Source organism: Paenibacillus sp. FSL R5-0527 (genome assembly GCF_038008055.1).
Lineage (GTDB): Bacteria > Bacillota > Bacilli > Paenibacillales > Paenibacillaceae > Fontibacillus > Fontibacillus macerans.
Map to the genome: position 1 here is coordinate 4,280,724 of NZ_JBBOYI010000001.1, position 23,311 is coordinate 4,304,034.

The following is a 23,311-nucleotide window of genomic DNA, read 5'->3' on the forward strand; positions in this document are numbered from 1 at the left end:
GGAGATGAACAGATGTCAAGATTGAGACGGAAAACGAAGCAATTGATCTGCGCCGGGCTCGCGGGAGCCGCCGCGATGGGCTTGATTTTCGCGGGATATGCCGTACATCAGGGGAAGCAAAATCAATCGGCGAGGCTGGCGTTAAAGCAGAAATACGAAACGGAAATCGAAAGATTACGGAAAGAAGCGAACCGCGCAACAGTCAGGGGATGGGTGCCGGTCAGCGAGATTCGGGCGGGGCATCCGATCAAAGCGGACGATATGAAGGAGGTCGAGCTGCCGGCCGACAGCATCCCGGCCGACGCCCTGAAGTCAAGGGAGGACATCGCCGGCAAGATCGCCAAGATCACCCTGCGCCCGTTTACGTTATTAACGGAGACGCTGCTGTACAAGGAAGCGCCGACGACGGACGATTTGCGCTGGCGGGAAATGAGCTTCGTTTTGCTTCCGGCCGCCTTGAAGGAGGGCGATGTCGTGGATATCCGCATTCAGTTTCCGACCGGCCAGGACTATATTTTGCTGTCCAAGAAAAAGATCGAAGCGCTGGCCACCGGAACGGTGACGGTGACGCTGGGCGAAGCGGAGATTTTATCCCTTTCCAGCGCCATCGTCGACGCTTACCTGCATAAAGCGTCCATTTACGCGCTGACCTACGTCGAGCCTTATTTGCAGGGCAAGTCGACGCCGACTTATCCGGCAAACGGCGCGGTAATGCAGCTGATCAAAAAGGATCCGAACATCGTCCGGGAGGCGGAGAACGCCTTAAACGCCGCCGCGCGGGAAAGGCTGGAGAGCGACCTATACTCGATGTCCCCGCGTCAGGCCGCCGAATTCGCCAGCAGCCGGGTGGATGCACAGGAGGCGCTGCAGAATGAAACGCCGGCTGAAGCGGACAGCTTTCAAATGAAATAGAGGTCAGGGGGAAGGAGAAATGAAGCGCTGGGTATTTATTGGCAAAAGCGATAAACGGGATCTGCTGCTTTATTTAAGCAGCGCTTTAACGGCCGCGGGACGGAGCGTGCTGCTGGCCGATGCCACGGAAGGCGGCAAATACCGCTACTCGATCGGAGAAGTTCAGCAACTCCTGCCGGTGACGGAGTTTTGCGGGTTTGACGTGGCGGCGGGACCGCTGGACATGCGGCTGCTCCATAATGCTGCGGATGGAAACGATGGAAAGGGCGTCAAGGACTACGATTACGAGCTGGTTGATTTGGAAGCTTTACACGCCGCTTCGCCGGATATTTTCGCTTCCGCCGATGAGCTGGTTTTGGTCACTTCCTTTGATCGTTATGAGGTCGAATCGACCGCCCGGTGGCTGCGCGGTCTCGTGAATATGCGGCCGGAGCTGCGGGGAATGCGTGTACGCCCGGTTTTTACCCGAACGGTGGACAGCTATCTCAGCACCGACTATATTCTCGGTTTTATGGACGATATTGGAATCCAGTGGCATGAGGAGGAAATCATCATTCCGTGGAATGAGCTCAATCAGGCCGTTCAGCTTGAAAATGAACATGGGCGCCGGCTTGCCATGAGCCGCTTGTCCCGATCTTACAAACGGGCGCTGCGCCGGCTCCTCAGCGGGCTGGCCGGCTTTGAAGCCGGGGCGGCGAAAAAAGCGCTGCGCCGCGCGGAAAGGAGACGCGCATGAGCAGGGTTATGTTTTGGGATCCCGGGCATGGGTATGCGGCAAACGTAGCCGCGGCCTGCGCCGTCACCGTAGGCCTCCATTATCCGCTGCGCGTACTGCTGTTTAATGACGGGCGTCATGGCAGCGGCGTAGAGGAGGGATTGCGGGCGGGAAGCCGCCATACTCCGGAATCCGGACCGGGAAACACCGGCGCAATGGACACGCGGCTTAGCGAATACGGGGCGGATGCTCTGCTTCGCCTGTCGGCCAGCGGGCTGCTGACGAAGGCGAATTACTCCGATTACACGCTGCCCGTCATTCGCGGCCGCCTTGATTTGGCGACGGGGGTTCGGGCCGGCGATCTGCGCGGTACGTCCGGGTTTGACGAAGGGGAGGGGCTGTTGGAATTGGCAATGGCCGCCGAACAGAGCTACGACCTGGTGCTGCGGCACGCCCCGCGAATCCGGGAGCTGCCGGAAGCATCGGCCGGCAGCGAAGAGGAGATTGTGGTGGCGGTACTGCAGCAGCGGCGGTCGCAGTTGGACGATTTTTTTGCCGCGCTCGCGAATCAACCGTTGGCGGGCCGGCGCAAACTGTGCGTGGTCCTGGCCCCTTACGATCCGGGCTGCGCCTTGAATCTGGCCAATCTGAAACGCCGTTATCACAGCGACCTGCCGGTCCACGGTATCCCTTACGACACCGAGTTTGCGGACGCGTGGAACGATCGGGACGTCCTGTCGTTTTTTCGCCGGTACAGACTGCTTCCGAAGCGGGGCGGCTCGCGGGAAGCCATGCTGTCATGCTGCCGGGATTTGAGCCGGAATCTGCTGGAGCTTGCGGGGCAAGCGGCGGGGCAGACGACACGCGAGAGGGGGGCTTAGGTTTGAACGACAAAATCGTTAACCTGCTGCTTATCGTCCTGATTGCGCTGCTGGCGCTGCTCTTCCTATGGGTGAGGGCGCGTGCCGCCGCAGGCGGACCGGGAATAAGCAAGGCGGGCGACGACCGCTATTCGTTTCCCGCGCTGATCGAATACGTGAAGCGCAGCTTGCACGAGCTTAGCCGTTCGCACGCCAATGATTGGGGAATGGGCGAAGAGACCTGGAACCGCCGGGTCAAAGCGCGGGCCGAGCTGCGCAAGGCGCTGCGGGGATGTACATATGGCGATGCGCAGGACAAACGGTACGTGAAATCCTTTATCAAGGATTTACTGGCCCACGGCTACGGGGTCGGGGAAGACAATATCGACCGGATTATTCCGTTTGGGGACAGGGACCAGCTGACGGTTCAGGACCGCTTCGACATCGTTTTGTATCTTTATAAGCTGAACTTCGGAACCGATGGGTTATCCCGGTTGATCGAAGAGTACGGCCTGGATGCGCCCAAAGCTCCCAAAGCGGAAGAAGGGACGTTTGTTTATGAGATCAACGCCGAGGATGTGGACCGTATTTTTTACCGTGAATACCGCTTGTTGACGTTCCGGGAAAAGCTCGATCTCGTCGTGCAGCGCATTTATCAGGCGTACAAAGGCTTTTCCGTCGTAGACGAACTGCTGGGGCAGCGGATTGACGGCGTGAGCGGGGGCGTCAGCGGCATCCCTGCGCATATGGCGGCGATCCCGGCAGAGGGCGGACAGGGGGCGGAGAAGGACGCGCTGCGCCGAACCGACGAGGATGGGGAAGAAGTTTCCCGTTCCTGGGACAGCGTATGGATTTTTTACAAAGGCAAAAGCGTGCGTCTTTCCTTCCTGTCATTCGGCAGCGAAGCCGAGCTGAAGCGGGTGTGCCAGAACATTTACAAATTTAATTTGCCCGGCCAGCTGTCCGAAGCAAACGGCTATAAAGTCAACGAGATGAAGGACGGTTCGCGGGTCGTGGTGGTCAGACCGCCGTTTGCGGAGTCGTGGGCGTTTTTTGTTCGCAAATTCGATGTGAAAAACGCCGTGCTGGAGCAGCTTATCCAAGGAGAAAATGCGCCGCTGCCCATAGAGCTGCTGAAATTCCTTATGAAAGGAAGCCGCATTACCGCGATTACCGGTTCGCAGGGCTCGGGCAAAACGACGCTGCTGATGGCGCTTGTCAAGCATATTTACGCCTCCTATACGCTGCGCGTCCAGGAGATGTCTTTTGAGCTGAATTTGCGGAGGATCTATACGGGCAGAAACATTTTGAGCTTCCGGGAGACGGATTATGTCAGCGGCCAGGCCGGGCTTGATCTGCAGAAAAAAACCGACGGCACCGTGAACATTTTGGGCGAGGTGGCCACGGACGAGGTTGCTGCGTGGATGGTGCAGATGGCGCAGGTGGCCAGCCTGTTCACCTTGTTTACGCATCACGCCAAAACGTTCCGCGATCTGATGGAATCGCTGCGGAATTCTTTGCTGAAAACCGGCGTGTTCCGCGATGAACGCGTGGCGGAATTGCAGGTCGCCTCGGCGATCGATTTCGATGTGCATCTGCGCCGGGATATGAGCGGGAAGCGTTATATCGAGCGGATCACGGAGTGCTGCCGTCCGGACGAAAAGGGAGCGGGCGAGCCGGGCGCGAACGATGAAACGGGAGGTGGCTTGGTTTACGGGGCCATGCCGTACCGGCGCGGCTATTCCGAGCGGTTGATCGTTGAATACCGGGACGGTTGTTACGTCGCCGTGCAGCCGATCTCAAAGCGCTGCCGGGAAGCGATGATCCGCGAGATGACGCCGGAGGATGCGGCTTCGTTCGGCCGGTTTGCCAAGGCGTATTGGGGGGAGAAAATTGGAGCTTAAATCGGCGCTTATCGCGGTGATGGGAATATCGCTGATCGGTTTCGGCCTGTTGTATGCGGCCGGCCGCTTAATCGGCTCGCGCGAGGAGGCGCTGGGGTTTGAGGAGGGCGCAGCCGAAAGGGCTGGCCGGGGAGCGAGGGACAGCTTGAACCGGGCCTTTTCCGCCTTTGCGATGAGATCTTATGCGCTTTGGATGAAGCTTGCGCCGCTTAGGCATTATGCTTTGAAAATCCGCAAACGGCTGGCTCCGGTCCACCGGTTCGACGAGTTTGAACTCCGGCGCGAAACGATGAAATTCGCTTATTTCTCCGCAGGCGCGTATGTTGCCGTCGTTGGAGTTTTGGCAGCATTAAATCCGAACTGGATTTTCGTGTTGTCGCTGTTGATCGCCGGGGCGGTGATTCAAGGCGTGCTGCTCGACGGGTACGTAAACAGGCAGGAGACCAGGCTGCTCGAACAGATGCTCGATTTCTTTGCCGCTGTCCGCCATGCTTACCACCGGCACGGCATGGTCGCCGACGCGATCGAGGAGGCGGGGGAAAACACCGGAAGGGAGATCGGAATTCACGCGCATATGATCGGCGAAGCGCTGACGGACGTTAGTCCCGACGAAGCGCTGGAGAAATACTACGAAACGGCGCCAAGCCGCTTCCTGAAAGCTTTTGCCGGCATCTCCAGGCTGGTGCTCGAATACGGGGATCGCAAACGTGCGCAGGGCTCGCTGTATTTGCGGGGGATAACCAGCCTTACCGGGGAAATTCAACTGGAGCTGATCCGTAAAAACCGGCTGGATTATTTGTTGAAAGGGCTGCATGTGATTGCCCTGACGCCGGTTTTCTTTACGAAACCTGTGGAGCTATGGGCGAGAAGCCATTTCCCGCTGATGGACCAGTTCTATTTAAGCAAAGCGGGGATGGTGATCAAAATCGGCCTGTTTCTGATCATCCTGCTTTCTTACCTGCTGCTGCAAAAGTTGAAAAGCGAGGAAGAGACGGCATACCGCGCCGGGCAGGCTAAAGTTCCCTGGGAAGCTCGTTTGTTAAAGATGCGCGGACTTGGAACGCTGGGCCGCTGGTTTGTGCCGCGCCCTGCCACGGAGGCTTACCACAGGCTTACCCGGCTGCTGAAGGATACGAACCATACGCTGCCTGTGGAGCTGTTTCAAATAAGGCGCGTCGCTTTATTTGTCAGCGGTCTGTTGGTTACGCTGGTTGCCGTTTTAATGCTTCATCATTTGTCACGGCAATACATTTTGCTGGAGCCTCCGGCCGGAGCGGTGTTTTTTGGCTCGCTTACGAAGGAAGAGACGACCGAGGCCCGCGTTCAAGCCGAACTGGATGCCCGGGTGATGAAACAGCTTGGCATGGCCGGCGATGCGAAGGTTGATGAAGTTGCCGAATCGGCTGCGTCGCTGATGGGCAGCGGGCGTACGGCCCCAACCCGCGAAGACATATCCGCTGCCGCTCAGCGGATTCAGGGCAAGCTTCAGCGCTGGAACGATGAGTACCTGAAATGGTGGGAGCTGCTGCTTGCGCTTCTGGCCGGGGGGGCCGGATATTATTTTCCCCTCTGGTCGCTGATGTTTCAGCGCAGCATGCGCCTTATGGACATGAGGCACGAGGTTTATCAATTCCAGACGATGATCGCCATATTGCGGGAGCTGGAGCGAATTTCGGTGGAGGAAATTTTGGAATGGCTGGCTTCCTATGCCGTCATTTTCAGGACACCGCTGCAAAAATGCTTGCTGGATTACGGCCACGGGGCCGAAACCGCTTTGGAGGAGCTGAAACGGGAGGTGGTGCTGGACGAATTCCGGCGGCTTGCGGACAAGCTGCTGCTGGCTTCGGAAAAAATCACGATAGCCGATGCGTTTGACGATTTGGACAGCGAGATGTCCTATCATTTTGAACAGCGGCGGCTCGATTACGAGAAGTCGATTGATGTAAAGGCCGGATTCGGCCGGATGATCGGGTTTGCGCCCATGTATTCGCTTGTGTTTGCGTACCTGGTATTTCCGCTCATTTGGATGAGCTTTCAGCAAATGGGCTTGTATTTTGAACAAATCCAAAAATTATGATGAACCAAGGAGGACTGTACCTATGAATAACGCTTCATCCGCTCTAAAGGTGGCTGCCGGTATTTTCTTGACGATCGCTTTGATTACGATTGTGGTCATTTTGTTCGTTTCCGCCCAGGAGGCGACGAAAACCGCGCAGAACAATTTTTCCGACATTCAGACGGAGTTGTCCCAGGCTTCTTTTACGGTGTACGACGATACGACGATCAGCGGTTCGCAGGTGACGAACGCGCTGCGGAAATTCCAGGACCGCGACCAGTTCGGGATTCAGGTAAAAACCGGGAAGAACAGCGTTGGGGAATGGTACGGATACATTTTGAACATCGGTGCGTCTTCATCGAGGGATTACGGTACGGTTACGGGCAAAAGCAGTGCGGATATCAGCGATTCATGGAATGAAAAGCTGGATGAATACGTGAACCCCAGCGGGAAATTTAAGGCTCAGGTCGTCAAGGATAACTCCAATGTCGTACGCGGCCTTATATTTACGCAAACGACGGTAAATCGTTGAGCCGGGCCGGACGAAACAGATGATGACTCAACTGAAAAGCATGCTTTGGCTGCTTCTCTCCGTATCGTTTAGCCTGGCCGCGGCCTTTATCACGTTAAGTTTTGCGGAGCGGCAGGATATGGCGCTGGAGCAGCTGGCGGCGCAAACCCATGTTCAGGAGCGGAATGTGTTTTCTTTAGCGGACGGTACGCTTGCCGGGACGTTGGCTGTTCCGTCCTATGCTGCCGCTGCCGCGCCGGACCGGGCGGAAGCATACTCCGGACTTAGCTTGCTCTTCGGCCTGCAGCTATGGGTTGAGCTCGGCGTACCGGTCGAGGTGGAGGGCCGGCGGTTTGCGGTTTTGACCGGTGATGAACCGGCTGAGGTTATGGAACAAAGGCGCAGGGAGGCGCTGGCTTTGATTGACCTGCAAGGGCAATACGAAACCCAGCGTGAATACGATGCCGGCAGCCGGTTGTTGAAGCTGGTTTTCACGAAAAAATGAGGGGACGTTCAATATGACCAACGCTTTGTCCAAAATCGCGTCCGCGCTGCTCGCCGTATTGCTGCTGTACTTGTTTCCGGCCGTTCAAACGGCGCAAAGGGAAGCGGATATCCGCTATATGTCGGCTTATCACGCCTTGACCGAGTTTGCCGATGCGGTTCGTACGAAAGGGTATATCTCACCGGTGATGTACGAGCAATTTACCCGCAGCCTGGAAGCCAAAGGAAATCTTTACGATATTGAGCTTGAACACCGGCACAAAAAATATCACCCCGAATACGGCGATCCGGCCGACCCGAACACGTTTCAAGACCGGTTTAGCGTCGTTTACGACGCCTATTACACCGAGGATATCCTAGGCGTTCTGTTTAGCGAGAACCGGGCGGCAGCCGGCGAAGAGCAAGCGAAGTACACGCTGCAGGCGGGAGATTTTTTCAGCGTTACCGTAAAGGCCCGGTCCCGTTCGCCGTATGACGTGCTTTCCGAATTTTTATATGGAACCAGGACGGCAGCGGGTTACAAAGATGTGTTGTCCTACGGAGGAATGGTATTAAATGAAGATTACTGATTGGGCGGTCGTGTTTGTGCTTATCGTCAGTCCGTTCCTTTGGATCGGCAGCTTGCATGCCGAAAATATCCGCGAAGCGAACATACTCGAAACGCGGTATACGACGGCGCTGAGAACGGCCGCCCAAGATGGCGGCAGCGCGCTGAACCTCAACGAGCTCCAACGATACGAAAGCGGGTACGGTTCGCAAAAATGGATGCGCGCCGATAAAGACCGCGCTCTTTCCGTGCTGCTGCAAAGCTTGTACATTCATTTTGGAGTGACGGATGACCCGCTGGCCCAGCAGGCTTTGCTGGTATACATACCTGCCATCGTCGTTATAGATTATGACGGATACTCAATTTATGCGGCGGCGGAGTCTGCCGCGGCGGACGGCAGTCCCGAGATGACGCACCGATGGAGCCTCAAGAAGCCTTACGCATACGCGGATGCCTTCGGCAATTATGTCTCCTTTACGCTGGACCGGCAAATAACGGCCTACGACTCCGGTTTGGATGAGTGGGAGGACGGACTGCAAACCGAACTGAAATCGGAGCTTACGATTCCGCTTCTTCAAGACGATGAACGGTTTGACCAGGTGCGGCGCACGGCCATTGTGCACAGTATCGAGGAGAATCTGGCAAAGGTAATCCATAGACATAATGAGTTTGCCCTAAAGAAGGGCGTTCATTATACGTTCACGCTGCCGGTCATTTCACAGGAGGAATGGAGCAATACGCTGGACGACGTTGGGGTGCTTGTGTTTTTGCAAGGCATACCGATCGGCGACCGCTACTACAACAATTATGCGTTGGGCGGCGGACGCCTGGTGAGAAGCGATGCCGTACTTGGCGGAGTGAATAGGAGAAACGGGCTTAAGTATTATTTCCGGGACACCTGTCCGGAAGCGAACAGTGCCGATTATGAGGTTAGCGAGGTGTTCCCCGGAGAGCGGGCGGCGGCGGCAAGCGGATATTTTCAGGCGAAATGCTTCAGATCGGGGGTTGTAACTCCCTAAGTGGGTGGATTCCCTAAGTTACAATCCGCGGTCTAGATGATAAAATTAGCTATATACACATCCAGGCGGATTATGGGGAGGATACCTTCATGAAGTTAGAGGATACCGCGGTACCGGGGGATAAAGTCGACCGCTATTCGCGGCAAAAGCTTTTTGCTCCGATCGGCGCCGAAGGCCAAAATATGCTGGGGAAAGCGAAGGTGCTGATCATCGGCGCGGGAGCGCTCGGAACCGGGATCGCCGAGTCGCTCACCAGGTCTGGAGTGGGGCATGTCGTTATCGCGGACCGCGATTATGTCGAATGGAGCAATTTGCAGCGGCAGCAGCTGTTTTCGGAAGCGGATGCCGCCGGAAGAGTGCCGAAAGCGGTCGCGGCGAGCGAGCGGCTAAAGGCGATCAACAGTACGGTTGAGATCGAGGCGTTGGTGACGGATGTGGGCCCCGAAGAGCTGGAGGCGCTTATTCCCGGGGTGCGTCTGATTATGGACGCCACGGACAATTTCGATACCCGGATGGTGATCAACGATATTTCGCAAAAGTACCGGATCCCGTGGATTTACGGAGGCTGCGTCGGCAGCTACGGCATCACGTTTACGGTTTTGCCGGGAGTGACGCCCTGCTTGAACTGTTTGCTGGGGAGCATCCCCATGGGCGGCGAAACCTGTGATACGGTCGGCGTCATCCCTTCGGCGGTCCAAATGGTTGTGGCCCATCAGACAACGGAGGCGTTAAAGCTGTTGACCGGGCATCCGGAAGCGCTGCGCGGAACGCTGTTGACCTTTGATTTGTGGCGCAACGAACAAGCTTCCATTAAGGTGGCTTCCGCCAAACGGGAAGACTGTCCTTCCTGCGGTGCGCACCCCGGCTTTCCGTACTTATCCGCGGCGAGCCACCGAAAAACGGAAGTGCTCTGCGGCAGGGATACGGTTCAGATCCGTCCGGCCCAAAAGCGCCGGTTGAACCTGCCTGATATGGCGGCAACGCTTAGCCGGTTAAATGAAGGCAAAGTGGAAGTGAATCCGTTTCTGCTGTCTTACACGATCGGAGAACGGCGTCTGGTTTTGTTTGAGGACGGACGGGCCCTGATTCACGGCACGAAAGATCCGGTGGAAGCTAAAGGAATCTATGACCGCTATTTGGGGTAAAGTCCGAAGAACGGCAAAAGCCCCAACCCCCAAAGGCCTTTGGAATGGTTTTTGCGAAGATTGATCATCTTATTACATAGGATTGGCATTTGCATCGCAAGGTGGTTGGGGCGAAAATGAAAAGGAAGGTGCTGTTGGCCTTGGCGGATCCTTCCGCGGGGGAACGGTTAAGACTTGGGCTGGAAGAGGCAGGGTACGAAGTCGCACAGCATCGTAACGGAAAAGATACGGTCCGTTATCTCGAAGACGAGTTTCCGGACCTGGTGCTGCTGGGAACGGATTTGCCGGATCTATCCGCGGGGGAAATTTTACAGCAGGTTGGCCGGTTTGCCGCCTACCCGCTCATCCTTCTATTGCGCGAATGGAGCACCGATGAAGTCGTGACCGGATTTGCCGCCGGCGCAAACGACGTCGTAAGTATCGACGTCCCGATCGCCGAGCTGTATGCTCGGGCCGGGCATTTGATCGCGCTGTTCAAACGGATCGGGGACGGCTCGCTTACGGAGTTGAGCTACGAGGATTTGCGGATGGAGCTGAAGAGCCGCAGAGTGTATCGTGGGGATGAGGCGATTAAGCTAACGCCGAAAGAGTTTGATTTGCTGCTGTTTTTGTTAAAACGGGCAGGCAAGGTATGCGGCCGGGAGATGATTTTGCAGCAGGTATGGGGTTACGATTTCGCCGCCGGGACGAACGTAGTCGATGTGTATATCCGTCATTTGCGCAAAAAAATCGACCGCGGGCAAACGCAAAAATTGCTGCACACGGTGCGCGGAACGGGATATATGCTGCAATGAAAAGACAAAAATCCCGGCAGAGAGGCTGCCGGGATAAAGGGTGAATTGTACCGATGCGATCAAAACTTTACAGGACGCGGCGGGCTTTCAGGTAAGTTCTTTTCCAGTTTCCGGAGTTCAGGTCGGAAATCGTCACGCCCGGTTTACCGTACGTATGCAGAATTTTACCGCCTCCCATGTAAACGGCGACGTGAGTCACGTTATGGCCGTTTGCGCGGCTGCCGCTGGAGAAGAACACCAGGTCGCCGGCCTTCAGGTTGGATTTGGAAACCGCATAACCTTCCTTCGATTGAGCAGCGGAAGTCCGGGGCAGGTTAACGCCGTACTTTTTAAAAATGTACTTCATAAATGACGAGCAATCAAAAACTCTTGTTGTCGAAGTAGAAGCGCCAAATTTATAAGGCGTACCCATAAATTGTTTACCGAAGTTAACGATTTGAGTTCCTTTCGAAACAGCATTAGCTGTTGCCGACTGGGCTTGTACAGGCTCAGCCCCACTGGCAAGCAGAGTGCTGAAACCGATGGTGGACACAATGCCGACCGTCAAAACTTTTTGGAATATGCTGCGCATGTTCATGTTGTATACCTCCAAAGTTATTGTTTTTCAACCGGTTCGTAGAGAAGTATAACAGAAATGTTACCTCCTAATATATGGCAGAGTCTCCTAAAAACCTGATATATTCATAGTTTGGATGCATTTATTAAAATATCATTAAAGTTTACAGATTTTTAAGAAAAAAAGCAGGATTTTGCAATTTGCAAAGAAAAAAACCCTTGAGGATCAAGGGTTTTTTCGACTTCATGCAAGCGATCAAAAAGGTTACAAAATTGTTTTCATTTAATCTTTGCTTTGCATAATCAGCAAAAGACCGCTTGAAACCCGGACGATTCCTTCAGGTCCCGTCAAACGGTTGCTGACGCCTAGCGATTGGCCTATACGCAAGCTGGCATTGTCCAGCGGGTACAAAAATCCTTCAAGCGTAATTCCCGTCACTTCGGGTGTAAGCGGGAGGAGGGAAACGTAAGTATAGCCGCGGTCCGTTATCCGGCACTCGGAATCGGTTAACGTTATGTAATTGTGCTTGTCCCAAATGTCGGTGCGGATTTGCTGCTGCAGGCCGCGCACCATCATATGCACGTTGGCGAGCGTATGGTCGAGCCGGGTCCCGATGACGCCTGTCATCAAGATTTCCGCGGGCTGTTGCTTTAATGCCAGGTTGTAGGCCAGCTCGGTATCGGTCAAGTCCTTGTCGACGGGATCGCAGGCGATGAGCTCCATACAGTTCTGTTTAATATTGTCCAGTTCCTCGGGACTGACGGAATCGAAATCCCCGACCGCCAGGTGCGGCCGGATTCCATGCTCTACCAAAAATAGAGCGCCCCGATCGGCGCCGATCAACACATCATCCGCTTGGATATCCTGTAATACATCAGGATCGATGCGTCCGCCCGCAAAAATGAGCACGCGCTTTCCAGCCATTTCTTTTCTTCCTTTCTGGTTGAATCCCTTGTTCATGTAGTATAATTCAAATTTGAGGACTACACAATTTTGGCACAGAGGCCTAAAATGATGATGCAGGCACAAGGGGCGAAAGAGAGGGCAGAAGAGTACAAAAGAAATGCACATATTTGACATTTTCAGCATCATCGGAACGATCGCATTTGCCATGTCGGGAGCGTTTGTGGCGATGGAAGAGGAATACGACATCCTGGGCGTTATGGTGCTTGGCTTGGTTACTGCGTTTGGCGGGGGAATCGTGCGCAATGTGCTCATCGGCATCCCGGTTACAACGCTGTGGGGGCAACACGACTTGATTTTACTGGCGGTGTTGTCCGTGCTGGTAGCCTTTATTTTACCGCTGCCGTGGATCCGGCATTGGAAAAGGGCGGAGGTGTTTTTTGACGCCATCGGCCTGTCCGCCTTTGCCATTCAAGGGGCGCTGTATGCCACGGAAATGAAGCATCCGATGAGCGCGGTGCTCGTAGCGGCGGTACTGACGGGGATCGGCGGCGGAATTATCCGCGATTTGCTCGCCGGACGCAAACCGCTGGTGCTGCGCGATGAGATTTACGCGGTATGGGCGATGCTGGCCGGGCTTGCCGTGGGCTTTGGATTTTTTAAATCCACAATGGAACTGATTTTGCTGTTTGCGATCGTCGTATTTTTTCGCATGTTATCCGTCCACTACAAATGGAAGCTGCCGCGCCGGTCGCTCAAAAGGCCCGAAACTCCGGCCGAGCTGCCGAAAAGCGAGCATGTGGCCGCTTCCGGGTCGGTTCACCGCAATTAAATAAAAAAACAACCAGAGGCTGTCCGAAATAGTTTCCTACTATATTAAGACGGCCTCTGTTGTTCCGATTTTGGCGTCCGCTTGTTTTGAAAGCGCTATTTCAAGAAATGGACGAGCGCTCCGGGAAGCTCCTGCTGCCAAAAGCCCCATAAATGTTTACCGTCTTTTTCGGTATAGACGATCCTGGCTCCCCGTTCCTCAAGCAGCGCTTTGGCCTGGCGATTCAGTTCGACGAAATTATAGGTGCCCGTGTCGGTCGTGTAATGATCCTCCTGCAGCCCGACGACCATGAACAAGGACAGGTAGGACAAGTCCGTTTCTTGGGCCAGCAGTTTGAGGGACGGTCCATAGTAGGCTCCGGACAAGCTGATGATTTTGGAAAACAGTTCCGGATTTTTCATAGCCAAGTGGAGGGAGACGGTCGCCCCCAGCGAATCGCCGGCCAGGACTCTTTCTTCGCGTTCGCGCCGAACCGGATAATTCCGTTCAATGAAGGGAATAATTTCTTCCGTGAAACAGCGGGTATAAGCGTCAAAACGGTTGCCGAACGGGGCGTATTCCTCGGTGCGCACTTTCGTATCCACTTCCACGCCGACGATGATAAACGGATCGATCCCTTCGTCGAGGATCAGTTGGTTGGCGTGCGTGGCAATACGTCCGAAATTGAAAAACTCTTCGCCATCCTGACAGTATACGACAGGATAACTCAAGATTTCGTTGTACCCGGGAGGCAGGTAAATACGAAGATATCGTTTTTCCCCCAAGTATTTGCTGTCGATTTCCTCCTTAATAATGGTTCGTTTCAAATAACGCGAATCCGTCATGCTTTGTTACACGCTCCTTGTCATGATGGGTTAAATGGGGTTGTGTTATATTATTTTCGAAAAACTGTTATATAAACAAAAATAAAAATATGACACAATTCTCCTTAATTCCTTTGACTTTGAGAATGAAACAGGAGTATAATAATTCTATAACAGAGGAACAAGATAATCAAATTTTCAGTCGAGGTGAAAAAAATGAGCAAGATTCCTTATGAAGTATATACGGAGGAAGTCGAAGCTTTGTCCGTGCTGTCGCCGGACGGTGAAATCGTTAACAAAGATAAGCTGCCGGAGCTCTCCGACGATCAATTGAAAGAACTGATGTACCGCATGGTATTCACCCGCACTTGGGATGAACGCGCCATTAACTTGGGCCGTCAAGGCCGCCTTGGTTTCTACGCTCCGGTATCCGGGCAAGAGGCGACGATGGTCGGCAGTGAATTCGCTTTGGAAAAAGACGACTTCGTCTGCCCGGGCTACCGCGATATGCCGCAGCTCGTATGGCACGGTCTTCCGCTGTATCAAGCTTTCCTGTATTCCCGCGGCCATCAGCATGGCGGACAAATTCCGGAAGGCGTCAACGTACTTATGCCTCAAATCATTATCGGCGCGCAAGTTTTGCATGCCATGGGCATCGCGATGGGCTACAAATTGAAGAAGCAAAAACATGTGGCCATTACTTATACGGGTGACGGCGGTTCTTCCGAAGGGGACTTCTACGAAGCATTGAACTATGCTGGCGCCTTTAAACTGCCGGTCATTTTCTTTGTGCAAAACAACGGTTACGCGATTACGACGCCGTTCTCGAAACAAACCGCTGCTTTGTCCATTGCTCATAAAGCCGTTGCGGCCGGGATCCGCGGCGTGAAAGTCGACGGCATGGACGTGTTCGCCGTCATCGCCGCCGTTCGCGAAGCGGCTGAACGCGCGCGCAACGGGGAAGGCGCAACTTTGATTGAAGCGGTAACTTACCGTTTCCGTCCGCACTCCCTTTCCGACGATACCTCCAAGTACCGGACGAAAGAAGAAGAAGGGGAATGGAGCGAAAAAGACCCGATTGCCCGCCTCGCCAAATATTTGGAGAAAAAAGGTCTGTGGTCCGAAGAAGATACGGCTCGCGTAAAAGATGAAGCCAAGGCGACCGTTAACGAGCAGATCAAAAAAGCGGAACAAACGGAAAAAATGACGATTCCTGGCTTGATCGACAGCATGTTCGAGAAAACGCCGAAGCATCTGGAAGAGCAAAAAGCCGATTTTCAATAAGGTTAGAGTCTAATCTAGTCAGATCGTTCTAAAGAGGAGGATATATAGAATGGCACAAATGAATATGAAAGAAGCAATTCGCGATGCGCTCCGCGTGGAACTGAAGCGTGATCCGAACGTCCTGATTTTCGGCGAAGACGTAGGTCATGTGGGCGGCGTGTTCCGCGTAACGGAAGGTCTGCAAAAAGAATTCGGGGAAGAGCGCGTGATGGATACGCCGCTGGCCGAGTCGGCGATCGGCGGCATGGCGGTTGGCCTCGGGATTCAAGGTTTCCGTCCGGTAGCGGAAATTCAGTTTGTCGGCTTTATTTTTGAAGCGCTCGACCAAATTTTGGTGCAGGCGGCCCGGATGCGTTACCGTTCCGGCGGACGTTACCATGCGCCGGTCGTATTCCGCACGCCGTTCGGCGGCGGGGTCAAAGCAGCGGAGCTGCACACTGACGCCCTGGAAGGATTGATCGCGCAAACTCCGGGTATCAAGCTGGTGATTCCGTCCAATCCTTATGATGCGAAAGGCCTGCTGATCTCGGCCATCCGCGATAACGATCCGGTATTTTTCATGGAGCATTTGAACTTGTACCATGCTTTCCGCGCCGAAGTGCCTGAAGAGGACTACACGGTTGAACTGGGCAAAGCGAACATTGTTCGCGAAGGCTCCGACGTCACGATCATCGCTTACGGGCTGATGGTTCACACGGCTGTCAAAGCGGCGGAAGAGCTGGAGAAAACCAAAGGCATCAAAGCCGAAGTTATCGACCTGCGCACGCTGGTGCCGCTCGACATCGACACGATCGTCGCATCGGTCAAGAAAACGAACCGCGCCATCGTCGTACAGGAAGCGCAAAAATCCGCGGGCATCGCCGCGGAAGTGATCGCGCAAATCAATGAAAAAGCGATTTTGCACCTGGAAGCTCCAGTGCTTCGCGTTGCGCCGCCGGATACCGTATATCCATTCGCGCAAATCGAGGATCAATGGCTTCCGTCTCCGGCTCGCGTCATCGACGGCGTCAACAAAGTTCTTGAATTTTAATTCGACGAAATAGGAGGTCATTTACGGTGGCTAAATTTGAATATCGTTTCCCTGAGCTTGGGGAAGGTTTGCATGAGGGCGAAATTATTAAAATGCACATCAAACCGGGCGACAAAGTAACCGACGAAGATATCATTATGGAAGTGCAAAACGACAAAGCGGTCGTGGAAGTGCCGTGTCCGGTTAACGGTACGGTTCAGGAAGTGTTCGGCACCGACGGCGCCGTGTTCCGCGTAGGCCAAGTCGTCGCCGTGATCGACGCCGAAGGCGACATTCCGGAGCAAGCGGACGCACCGGCGCATGACGAACCGGAAGCGGCGGCCCCGGCACCGGCTGAAGCCGCACCGGCTGCAAGTGCGGCGGCTCCGGCGGCAGCGGCAGCTCCTGCAGCGCCGAACCGCGAAGTATTGGCTACGCCAAGCGTACGCAAATACGCCCGCGAGCTGGGCATTGACATCACGCAAGTGCCAGGCACGGGCAAAGCCGGCAAAATCACGCGTGAAGACGTTGATGCGTTCAAGAACGGCGGTGCACCTGCGGCAGCTTCGGCAGCGCCTGCGGCAACCGGTGCAGCAGCGGCGGCTCCAGCGGCTCCGGCACCTACGCCGATCGCAGTGGCCGATGAAGAAGAACGCGTGCCGTTCAAAGGCATCCGCAAAGCCATTTCCAACGCGATGGTTAAATCGGCGTATACCGCGCCGCACGTTACGATCATGGACGAAGTGGACGTTACGGAACTGGTGGCCTTCCGCACCCGCATGAAACCTGTTGCCGAGAAGAAAGGCATCAAGGTGACTTACCTGCCGTTCATCGTTAAAGCGCTCGTGGCGGCGGTCCGCAAATATCCGGCGCTCAACGCGTCCATCGACGACGTAAACAATGAGATTGTTTACAAGAAACACTACGACATCGGTATCGCTACCGACACCGACAACGGCTTGATCGTGCCGGTGGTGAAAGCTGCCGACCGCAAGAGCATCTGGATGATCGCCGAAGCGATTTCCGATTTGGCGCTGCGCGGCCGCGAAGGCAAGCTGTCCGCAAACGAGATGAAAGGAAGCACGATTTCGATTTCGAACATCGGTTCCGCTGGCGGCATGTTCTTTACGCCGATTATCAACTATCCGGAAGTCGCCATTCTGGGTACAGGCCGGATCAGCCAAAAACCGGCCGTTAGAGACGGCGAGATCGTTGTCGCTCCGGTTATGGCCTTGTCGCTCAGCTTCGACCACCGTTTGATCGACGGCGCTACGGCTCAAAACGCGATGAACTATATTAAACAGCTGCTCGCCAACCCTGAGCTGCTTGTTATGGAGGTGTAATACCATCATGGTAGTAGGAGACGCATCTATTGATATCGATACACTGGTAGTCGGAGCAGGTCCCGGCGGTTACGTGGCAGCGATTCGCGCTGCTCAACTGGGGCAAAAAGTGCTGATCGTGGACAAATCCGAGCTTGGCGGTGTCTGCTTGAACCGCGGCTGTATTCCGTCCAAAGCGCTGATTTCGGCGGCGCATCAATACGAATCCGCACAGCATGCCGATGCTTTCGGGATTACGGCGGAAAACGTCAAAGTGGATTTTAAGAAAACGCAAGAATTCAAAAACGGCGTCGTCAAGAAAATGACCCAAGGCGTAACGGGGCTCTTGAAAGGCAACAAAGTGGAAGTGTTCAGCGGCGAGGTTATGTTCATCAATGACAGCGAAGCCCGCTGCTTCAACGAACACGAATCCCCGCGTTACCGTTTCAAAAACTGCATTCTGGCGACCGGCTCCCGTCCGATTGAACTGAAGCCGTTCCCGTTTGGCGGACGCATTTTGTCCTCCACGGAAGCTCTTGAGCTGCAAGAAATTCCGGGCAGCCTGATCGTCATCGGCGGCGGCTATATCGGTGCTGAGCTCGGTCAAATGTTCTCCAAATTCGGCACGAAAGTGACGATTATCGAAGGCATGGACAGCGTGCTGCCTGGCTTCGACAAGGACATGACCCGCCTCGTGGCCAAGAGCATGGCCAAAACCGGCATCGAAATCGTAACGAACGCGAAAGCCGAAAGCGCGGAGCAAACCGATAAGAACGTAACGGTGAAATACTCCGTAAACGGCGAAAGCAAAGAAATCACCGCCGATTACCTGCTGGTAACGGTGGGCCGCCGTCCTAACACGGACGGAGATCTCGGCCTGGATTTGGCCGGCGTGGAATTGACCGATCGCGGTCTGGTCAAAGTCGACCATCAAGGGCGCACCAGCAACCCGAAAATCTTCGCGATCGGCGATATCGTAGCGGGTCCTGCGCTTGCTCATAAGGCTTCCTACGAAGGCAAGGTAGCGGCCGAAGCGATTTCCGGACTGCCTTCCGTTGTCGAATACAAGGCGATTCCTGCGGTTGTTTTCACCGATCCGGAATGCTCGAGCGTTGGTTACACCGAAAAAGAAGCGAAGGAAAAAGGCATCAATGTGAAAGCCGGCAAATTCCCGTTTGCGGGCAACGGCCGCGCAACTTCGCTGAACCAGCCTGACGGCTTCATCAAAATCGTCGCAAATGCCGACAATAACGTCGTTCTCGGCGCGCAAATCGTCGGTATCGAAGCTTCCAACCTGATTGCCGAGCTGGGCCTCGCGATCGAAATGGGCGCAACGCTGGAAGACATCTCGCTGACGATTCACGCTCACCCGACGCTGGGTGAAATCGTGATGGAAACCGCGGAACTCGTGGAAGGCCATCCGATCCACGTCATCGCTCGCTAATCCAGCGGTGCACTGCAATTGATTTTCCACTCCTCCTAAGAGGAAGTGTTCTCCTAAGCATATTTGGGCAAGGCCGAAATTTTGGCCTTGCTTTTTTTTATGAAATTTGACAGCGTCTGCCGGAGCCGACCGATCGGGTAGGACAACCTGCCTACAAAATAGCCACATATATTGCTTCTATTTCTCTTAAATGAACCGATTTCGCTGGAATAAATGCATTTTTTGACCTTGTTTTTTGGGGCGGCTTCTCGTCGCTTTTTCCAAACCTAGTCCCTAAACAACACGAAAAAATCTCCGCTATTTTGCGCTATGCACCTCTATTACCCGAGGTTAGGCATAAAAAGGCCGCCGAAGCGAATTCCTCCGGCGGCCTTTTAGTCATTACTTAACGCCAAGCCGCATCCGGTAGTTAAACAGGATTTCCCGGGTTTCGCCGCCGAATGCTTGAATGGCCTGGTTGCGGAACCGCTCCGCGGCGGCTGCAACTTCGCCATCTCCTAATTTCAGCGCCGTCTGCAGACCGCCTTGGCTGAAGGCCAGATTCGCATACCGGCCGGCATCGCAGCTTTCCCAATGGTGGAACACGATCTCTCGGGAAAAATGAAACCATCCGCTCTCCCGGATTTCCTGTAAATGCTTGTCTTTGGGCCACTTGTACGCTTGTTTGCCGCTTTCGGCCAGTTCGCTGGCCCGCTGGTCGGCAAAATCGATGAGCCGCTCGTACGCCTGTTCAAGTTCGGGGGCGATGGCCGGCGGCCAATCGCAATCATAGGCGGCGAACACGCCGCCAGGGCGCAGCACGCGAGCGAATTCCCGCAGCGTTGGTTGAGGCTCCATCCAGTGAAATGATTGTGAACAGGTGACGATATCGACGGAAGCCGATGCGAGCGGGAGTTGGTCGGAGAGGCCCTGGACGAACGTCAGCTTTTCCTGAGCACCCGTCTCCCGCAGACGGCTTAAAGCGACCCCGCGCATGTCGTCGTTCGGCTCGATGCCGATGAGCCGCTCGGCATGCTTCAGCCAAATCATAGTGGAGAGGCCGGTTCCGCATCCGACATCCGCAACGTACTCAGGCGCTCGGCCCAGATACATCGTTAAAATTTTGGCTACTTCTTCCGGGGCTTGCGGGCGGCTCTGAACATAAAGCGTTCCGAAGCCGTTGAAACGGTCCACGTTATTTTGGCGAATCTGGCCGGTCAAGGAAATCACTCCTTCGGACAATGAAATTTTAGGACATCGATGATTCGATGATACCTGATTAAATAAACAAATTAATGCCCGATTGGTCCGCTTTGCCTAAATAATATCCGACTCCGCCGATTTTGACGCCGTCGATCAGCTCTTCCTTGGCGATGCCCATCAGGTCCATGGACATTTGGCAGGCGACGATTTCCACGCCTTGGCTGATCGCGGTGTCCATTAGCTCTTCAAGTGAGGATACGTTCCCTTTTTGCATCACACCGCGAATCATTTTGGCGCCCATGCCCATCATGTTCATGCGGGACAATGCCAATTTCCGGCTGCCCCGCGGCATCATCGCACCGAACATGCGGCCGATAAAGCTTTTGTTTACGGGTACTTTTTCCGGCTTGCGGAGTATGTTAAGACCCCAGAAAGTGAAGAACAAGGTGACCTTCTTTCCGCTGGCTGCAGCCCCATTGGCGATAATAAAGGAGGCGATCGCCTTGTCCAAATCGCCGCTGAATACGACCATTGTCGTGCCCTCCGGCGATGCCGCCGGCTGTTCTACATTTGCCGCCTCGGCGGCCATCGCGCCGCCCTTGCGCATATATGCTTCGATGATGCCGTTATCGTTTTTGCTGACCTGGAGCATCCGGTTTTTGGACATGTTGGCCCAGGCCTGCACATCCTCATAGAATCCAGGGTCCGAGGCGGTTACGCGCAAAACTTGGCCTTCTCGCAGCCGGTCCATCGTTTGTTTCACTTGAATGAGCGGACCTGGGCAGCAAAGCCCGCAGGCGTCCAACTCCGCGTCGGCGCGCAGCGGCTCGTTCGCCACAGCCGGTTCATTTGCGGTTTGAAGCGGATTGCTCTCTTTGGCCGCAGCCACAGCCGCGGCAACTTCCGCTTTCGCCTCCGCCGCGTCTAGACGACCCGAAAGCTGAGCTTTTTCAGGCTCATAGTTTGCCATCCGGTAAAGCTTATAACCGCCGGTCAGGTTGCGGACACGGTATCCTTTCTGCTGGAGGATGCGCGATGCGGTGTACCCGCGAAGACCGACCTGGCAGTACACCCAGATTTCCTTGGCCGGATCGAGTTCCCCGAGTCGGTCCCGCAGCTCATCGACAGGGATTAGCAGTGACCCGGGAATGTGGCCGCCCGCGTGCTCGATTTCGGAACGCACGTCCACAAGCAGCGTCGATTGCTCGTCCCGTGCGGCCAAGTCTTTCGGCACGAAAACGTTCGTGCGCCCGCTGAGCACGTTTTCCGCCGTATAGCCGGCCATGTTCACCGGGTCTTTGGCCGACGAGTAGGGCGGGGCATAAGCTAGCTCAAGTTCCGTTAGATCCGTTACGGTGCCGTGGAAGTGAATGACGGTGGCGATATCGTCGATACGCTTATCGACGCCGTCATACCCGATTGCTTGGGCCCCAAGCAGAGTCCCGTCCGCTTGAAACAGCAGCTTCATCGTGATCGGCGCGGCTCCGGGATAATACGAGGCATGGGAATTCGGATGGACGTAGATGACATGATAGGGAATTCCCAGGCGTTGCAGCGTTTTTTCGTTGTTGCCGGTGGACGCTCCCGTAAGGCCAAACACTTTGATAATCGATGTGCCTTGTGTTCCTTTATAGACCGTACCAAGACCGCATACGTTGTCGGCCGCGATCCGGCCTTGCTTGTTAGCCGGTCCGGCAAGCGGAATCGCGGTTTTGGAGCCGTTCACGAAATCACTAATTTCTACGGCGTCGCCCACCGCATAGACGCCTTCCAGGTTCGTTTCCAGCTTGTCATTTACGATAATATGGCCGCGCGGCCCCAATTCGATTCCGGACTCTTTCAGGAAGGCCGTATCCGGCGCAACCCCGATAGCTAAAATGACGATGTCGCCGGCGAGCGACAGACCGCTTGAGGTGCGGACCACGATTTGCTGTCCCATTTCCTCAAACGAAGTTACGCTTTGCGACATCAGCAGTGTAACGCCGCGATCTTCCAGTTCTTTGGCCAGCACACCCGCCATTTCCGGATCAAAAGGCGCGAGAATCTGCGGTCCGCCTTCGATCAAGGTAACGTCAAGCCCGATTTCCTTCAGGTTTTCGGCCATTTCCACGCCTATAAAACCACCGCCGATGACGATGGCCGAAGCAGCCTGTTCGTCGGCAACCCGCCGCTTGATGCGGTCGGTGTCGGGAATGTTGCGCAGCGTATGAATACGGCTGCTTTCGATGCCAGGCAAATTCGGACGAATCGGTTTGGCGCCAGGCGACAAAATCATCGCGTCATAACTTTCCTCGTATTCACCGCGATCCTTGCTGCGGACACGAACGGTTTTGCAGGACGGATCGATGCCGATTACTTCGCTTTCGGTCCGGACGTCGATATTAAACCGTCGGTGCATGGCCTCCGGAGTTTGTACCAGCAGCTTTGACCGGTCTTTGATTGAATCCCCGATATAATAGGGGAGTCCGCAGTTCGCAAATGAAATGTACGGATCTCGTTCGAACATGACGATATGCGCGTCTTCATCCAGCCGGCGGAGTCTTGCCGCTGCGGAAGCTCCGCCGGCGACGCCGCCGATGATAAGCACTTTTTTGCTCATTTATTGTTCCTCCTCAAATAAGGTGCGGATCAGTTTTTTTACATGATCGTTGGCGATCCGGTATTTTACTTCCAATCCGCTGCGCTCGGCTTCGACGATGCCCAGGCTGCGCAATTTCTGCAAATGCTGGGAAACGGTCGATTGGGGCAGTTTTAAACATTCCTGCATGTAGGTAACGTTGCAATCTTTTTTGTCCAGCAAGCCCTTAACGATGCATAGGCGAACAGGGTGGGCCAAAGCTTTGAGTATGTCGGCGGCCTCCTGGTAGGCCTTGAAGTTGTTGTCCATCAATGCGCACCACCTCGCGTTTTTATATGTATCATTATATCACAATATTACGATATAATAATATTAGATTTATTTGAAGGTGAATTCTGGAAAAGTGATGGATGGTTAAGTTGTTAGCGCGA

At 54.7% G+C, this 23,311-nt stretch carries 22 protein-coding genes; 16 read left to right on the forward strand and 6 right to left on the reverse strand.

Going from position 1 to position 23,311, the window contains the following annotated elements:
• The first annotated feature begins 12 nt into the window (after window positions 1-12).
• From NYE69_RS18750 to NYE69_RS18800, 11 genes are all read left to right on the forward strand, one after another.
• Window positions 13-912: an SAF domain-containing protein gene (locus tag NYE69_RS18750; protein ID WP_036623118.1), complete on the forward strand. Its 900-nt coding sequence runs from the start codon at window positions 13-15 to the stop codon at window positions 910-912.
• Between the two features lie 19 nt (window positions 913-931).
• Window positions 932-1,648 carry a MinD/ParA family ATP-binding protein gene (locus tag NYE69_RS18755; RefSeq protein ID WP_326044573.1) on the forward strand — a complete coding sequence of 239 codons (717 nt, stop codon included), beginning with the start codon at window positions 932-934 and terminating at the stop codon, window positions 1,646-1,648.
• Window positions 1,645-2,508 (forward strand): hypothetical protein, encoded by an 864-nt coding sequence (locus NYE69_RS18760; protein ID WP_340927373.1) that lies wholly within the window; start codon window positions 1,645-1,647, stop codon window positions 2,506-2,508. The genes NYE69_RS18755 and NYE69_RS18760 overlap by 4 nt, the downstream gene beginning before the upstream one ends.
• Window positions 2,509-2,510: 2 nt before the next feature.
• The gene (locus NYE69_RS18765) at window positions 2,511-4,391 is read left to right on the forward strand and encodes an ATPase, T2SS/T4P/T4SS family (RefSeq protein WP_340927374.1); all 1,881 of its coding nucleotides are present in this window, start codon (window positions 2,511-2,513) and stop codon (window positions 4,389-4,391) included.
• Complete coding sequence (locus NYE69_RS18770) at window positions 4,381-6,468, forward strand: hypothetical protein (RefSeq protein WP_340927375.1); 2,088 nt, start codon at window positions 4,381-4,383, stop codon at window positions 6,466-6,468. The genes NYE69_RS18765 and NYE69_RS18770 overlap by 11 nt, the downstream gene beginning before the upstream one ends.
• Window positions 6,469-6,490: 22 nt before the next feature.
• Window positions 6,491-6,979 (forward strand): hypothetical protein, encoded by a 489-nt coding sequence (locus NYE69_RS18775; RefSeq protein WP_036623113.1) that lies wholly within the window; start codon window positions 6,491-6,493, stop codon window positions 6,977-6,979.
• Window positions 6,980-7,001: 22 nt separating this feature from the next.
• Window positions 7,002-7,463 (forward strand): hypothetical protein, encoded by a 462-nt coding sequence (locus NYE69_RS18780; RefSeq protein ID WP_340927376.1) that lies wholly within the window; start codon window positions 7,002-7,004, stop codon window positions 7,461-7,463.
• Window positions 7,464-7,476: 13 nt separating this feature from the next.
• The gene (locus NYE69_RS18785) at window positions 7,477-8,031 is read left to right on the forward strand and encodes a hypothetical protein (RefSeq protein WP_340927377.1); all 555 of its coding nucleotides are present in this window, start codon (window positions 7,477-7,479) and stop codon (window positions 8,029-8,031) included.
• A complete protein-coding gene (locus tag NYE69_RS18790) occupies window positions 8,018-9,028 on the forward strand; it encodes a hypothetical protein (protein WP_340927378.1) in 1,011 nt (336 codons plus the stop codon). Before NYE69_RS18785 ends, NYE69_RS18790 begins: the two co-directional genes overlap by 14 nt.
• 89 nt (window positions 9,029-9,117) lie before the next feature.
• Window positions 9,118-10,173, forward strand: coding sequence for a ThiF family adenylyltransferase (locus NYE69_RS18795; protein WP_340927379.1), 1,056 nt, complete (start codon window positions 9,118-9,120; stop codon window positions 10,171-10,173).
• A gap of 116 nt (window positions 10,174-10,289) precedes the next feature.
• Window positions 10,290-10,967: a response regulator transcription factor gene (locus tag NYE69_RS18800; RefSeq protein WP_340927381.1), complete on the forward strand. Its 678-nt coding sequence runs from the start codon at window positions 10,290-10,292 to the stop codon at window positions 10,965-10,967.
• Window positions 10,968-11,034: 67 nt separating this feature from the next.
• Here NYE69_RS18800 and NYE69_RS18805 read toward each other — a convergent pair whose 3' ends face one another.
• Both NYE69_RS18805 and NYE69_RS18810 read right to left on the reverse strand, forming a co-directional pair.
• Window positions 11,035-11,544, reverse strand: coding sequence for a C40 family peptidase (locus tag NYE69_RS18805; RefSeq protein WP_270619417.1), 510 nt, complete (start codon window positions 11,542-11,544; stop codon window positions 11,035-11,037).
• A gap of 261 nt (window positions 11,545-11,805) precedes the next feature.
• Complete coding sequence (locus NYE69_RS18810; protein WP_340927382.1) at window positions 11,806-12,447, reverse strand: thiamine diphosphokinase; 642 nt, start codon at window positions 12,445-12,447, stop codon at window positions 11,806-11,808.
• 139 nt (window positions 12,448-12,586) lie between these two features.
• On the opposite strand from NYE69_RS18810, the gene NYE69_RS18815 reads away from it, so the two are divergent.
• Window positions 12,587-13,258, forward strand: a complete 672-nt coding sequence (locus NYE69_RS18815; RefSeq protein ID WP_036623102.1) for a trimeric intracellular cation channel family protein — start codon at window positions 12,587-12,589, stop codon at window positions 13,256-13,258.
• 95 nt (window positions 13,259-13,353) lie between these two features.
• On the opposite strand, the gene NYE69_RS18820 is transcribed toward NYE69_RS18815, so the two are convergent.
• The gene (locus NYE69_RS18820; RefSeq protein WP_036623101.1) at window positions 13,354-14,082 is read right to left on the reverse strand and encodes an alpha/beta hydrolase; all 729 of its coding nucleotides are present in this window, start codon (window positions 14,080-14,082) and stop codon (window positions 13,354-13,356) included.
• 195 nt (window positions 14,083-14,277) lie between these two features.
• On the opposite strand from NYE69_RS18820, the gene pdhA reads away from it, so the two are divergent.
• Genes pdhA through lpdA form a run of 4 tightly spaced genes read left to right on the forward strand, consistent with a single transcriptional unit; the run spans window position 14,278 to window position 19,120 of the window.
• The gene (gene pdhA / locus NYE69_RS18825) at window positions 14,278-15,345 is read left to right on the forward strand and encodes a pyruvate dehydrogenase (acetyl-transferring) E1 component subunit alpha (protein ID WP_036623100.1); all 1,068 of its coding nucleotides are present in this window, start codon (window positions 14,278-14,280) and stop codon (window positions 15,343-15,345) included.
• 49 nt (window positions 15,346-15,394) lie between these two features.
• Window positions 15,395-16,375, forward strand: coding sequence for an alpha-ketoacid dehydrogenase subunit beta (locus tag NYE69_RS18830; RefSeq protein WP_036623099.1), 981 nt, complete (start codon window positions 15,395-15,397; stop codon window positions 16,373-16,375).
• A gap of 26 nt (window positions 16,376-16,401) precedes the next feature.
• On the forward strand, window positions 16,402-17,697 hold the full coding sequence (locus NYE69_RS18835; RefSeq protein WP_340927384.1) for a dihydrolipoamide acetyltransferase family protein: 1,296 nt from the start codon (window positions 16,402-16,404) through the stop codon (window positions 17,695-17,697).
• 7 nt (window positions 17,698-17,704) lie between these two features.
• On the forward strand, window positions 17,705-19,120 hold the full coding sequence (gene lpdA, locus NYE69_RS18840; protein WP_340927385.1) for a dihydrolipoyl dehydrogenase: 1,416 nt from the start codon (window positions 17,705-17,707) through the stop codon (window positions 19,118-19,120).
• A gap of 381 nt (window positions 19,121-19,501) precedes the next feature.
• Here the strand turns inward: lpdA and NYE69_RS18845 are convergent, their stop codons facing one another.
• The 3 genes from NYE69_RS18845 to NYE69_RS18855 are packed head-to-tail and all read right to left on the reverse strand — an operon-like array spanning window position 19,502 to window position 23,189.
• Complete coding sequence (locus NYE69_RS18845) at window positions 19,502-20,320, reverse strand: class I SAM-dependent methyltransferase (protein ID WP_340927386.1); 819 nt, start codon at window positions 20,318-20,320, stop codon at window positions 19,502-19,504.
• A gap of 58 nt (window positions 20,321-20,378) precedes the next feature.
• Window positions 20,379-22,901, reverse strand: a complete 2,523-nt coding sequence (locus tag NYE69_RS18850; RefSeq protein ID WP_340927387.1) for an FAD-dependent oxidoreductase — start codon at window positions 22,899-22,901, stop codon at window positions 20,379-20,381.
• On the reverse strand, window positions 22,902-23,189 hold the full coding sequence (locus tag NYE69_RS18855; RefSeq protein WP_128633703.1) for an ArsR/SmtB family transcription factor: 288 nt from the start codon (window positions 23,187-23,189) through the stop codon (window positions 22,902-22,904). It abuts the gene before it with no gap.
• Between the last annotated feature and the right edge of the window lie 122 nt (window positions 23,190-23,311).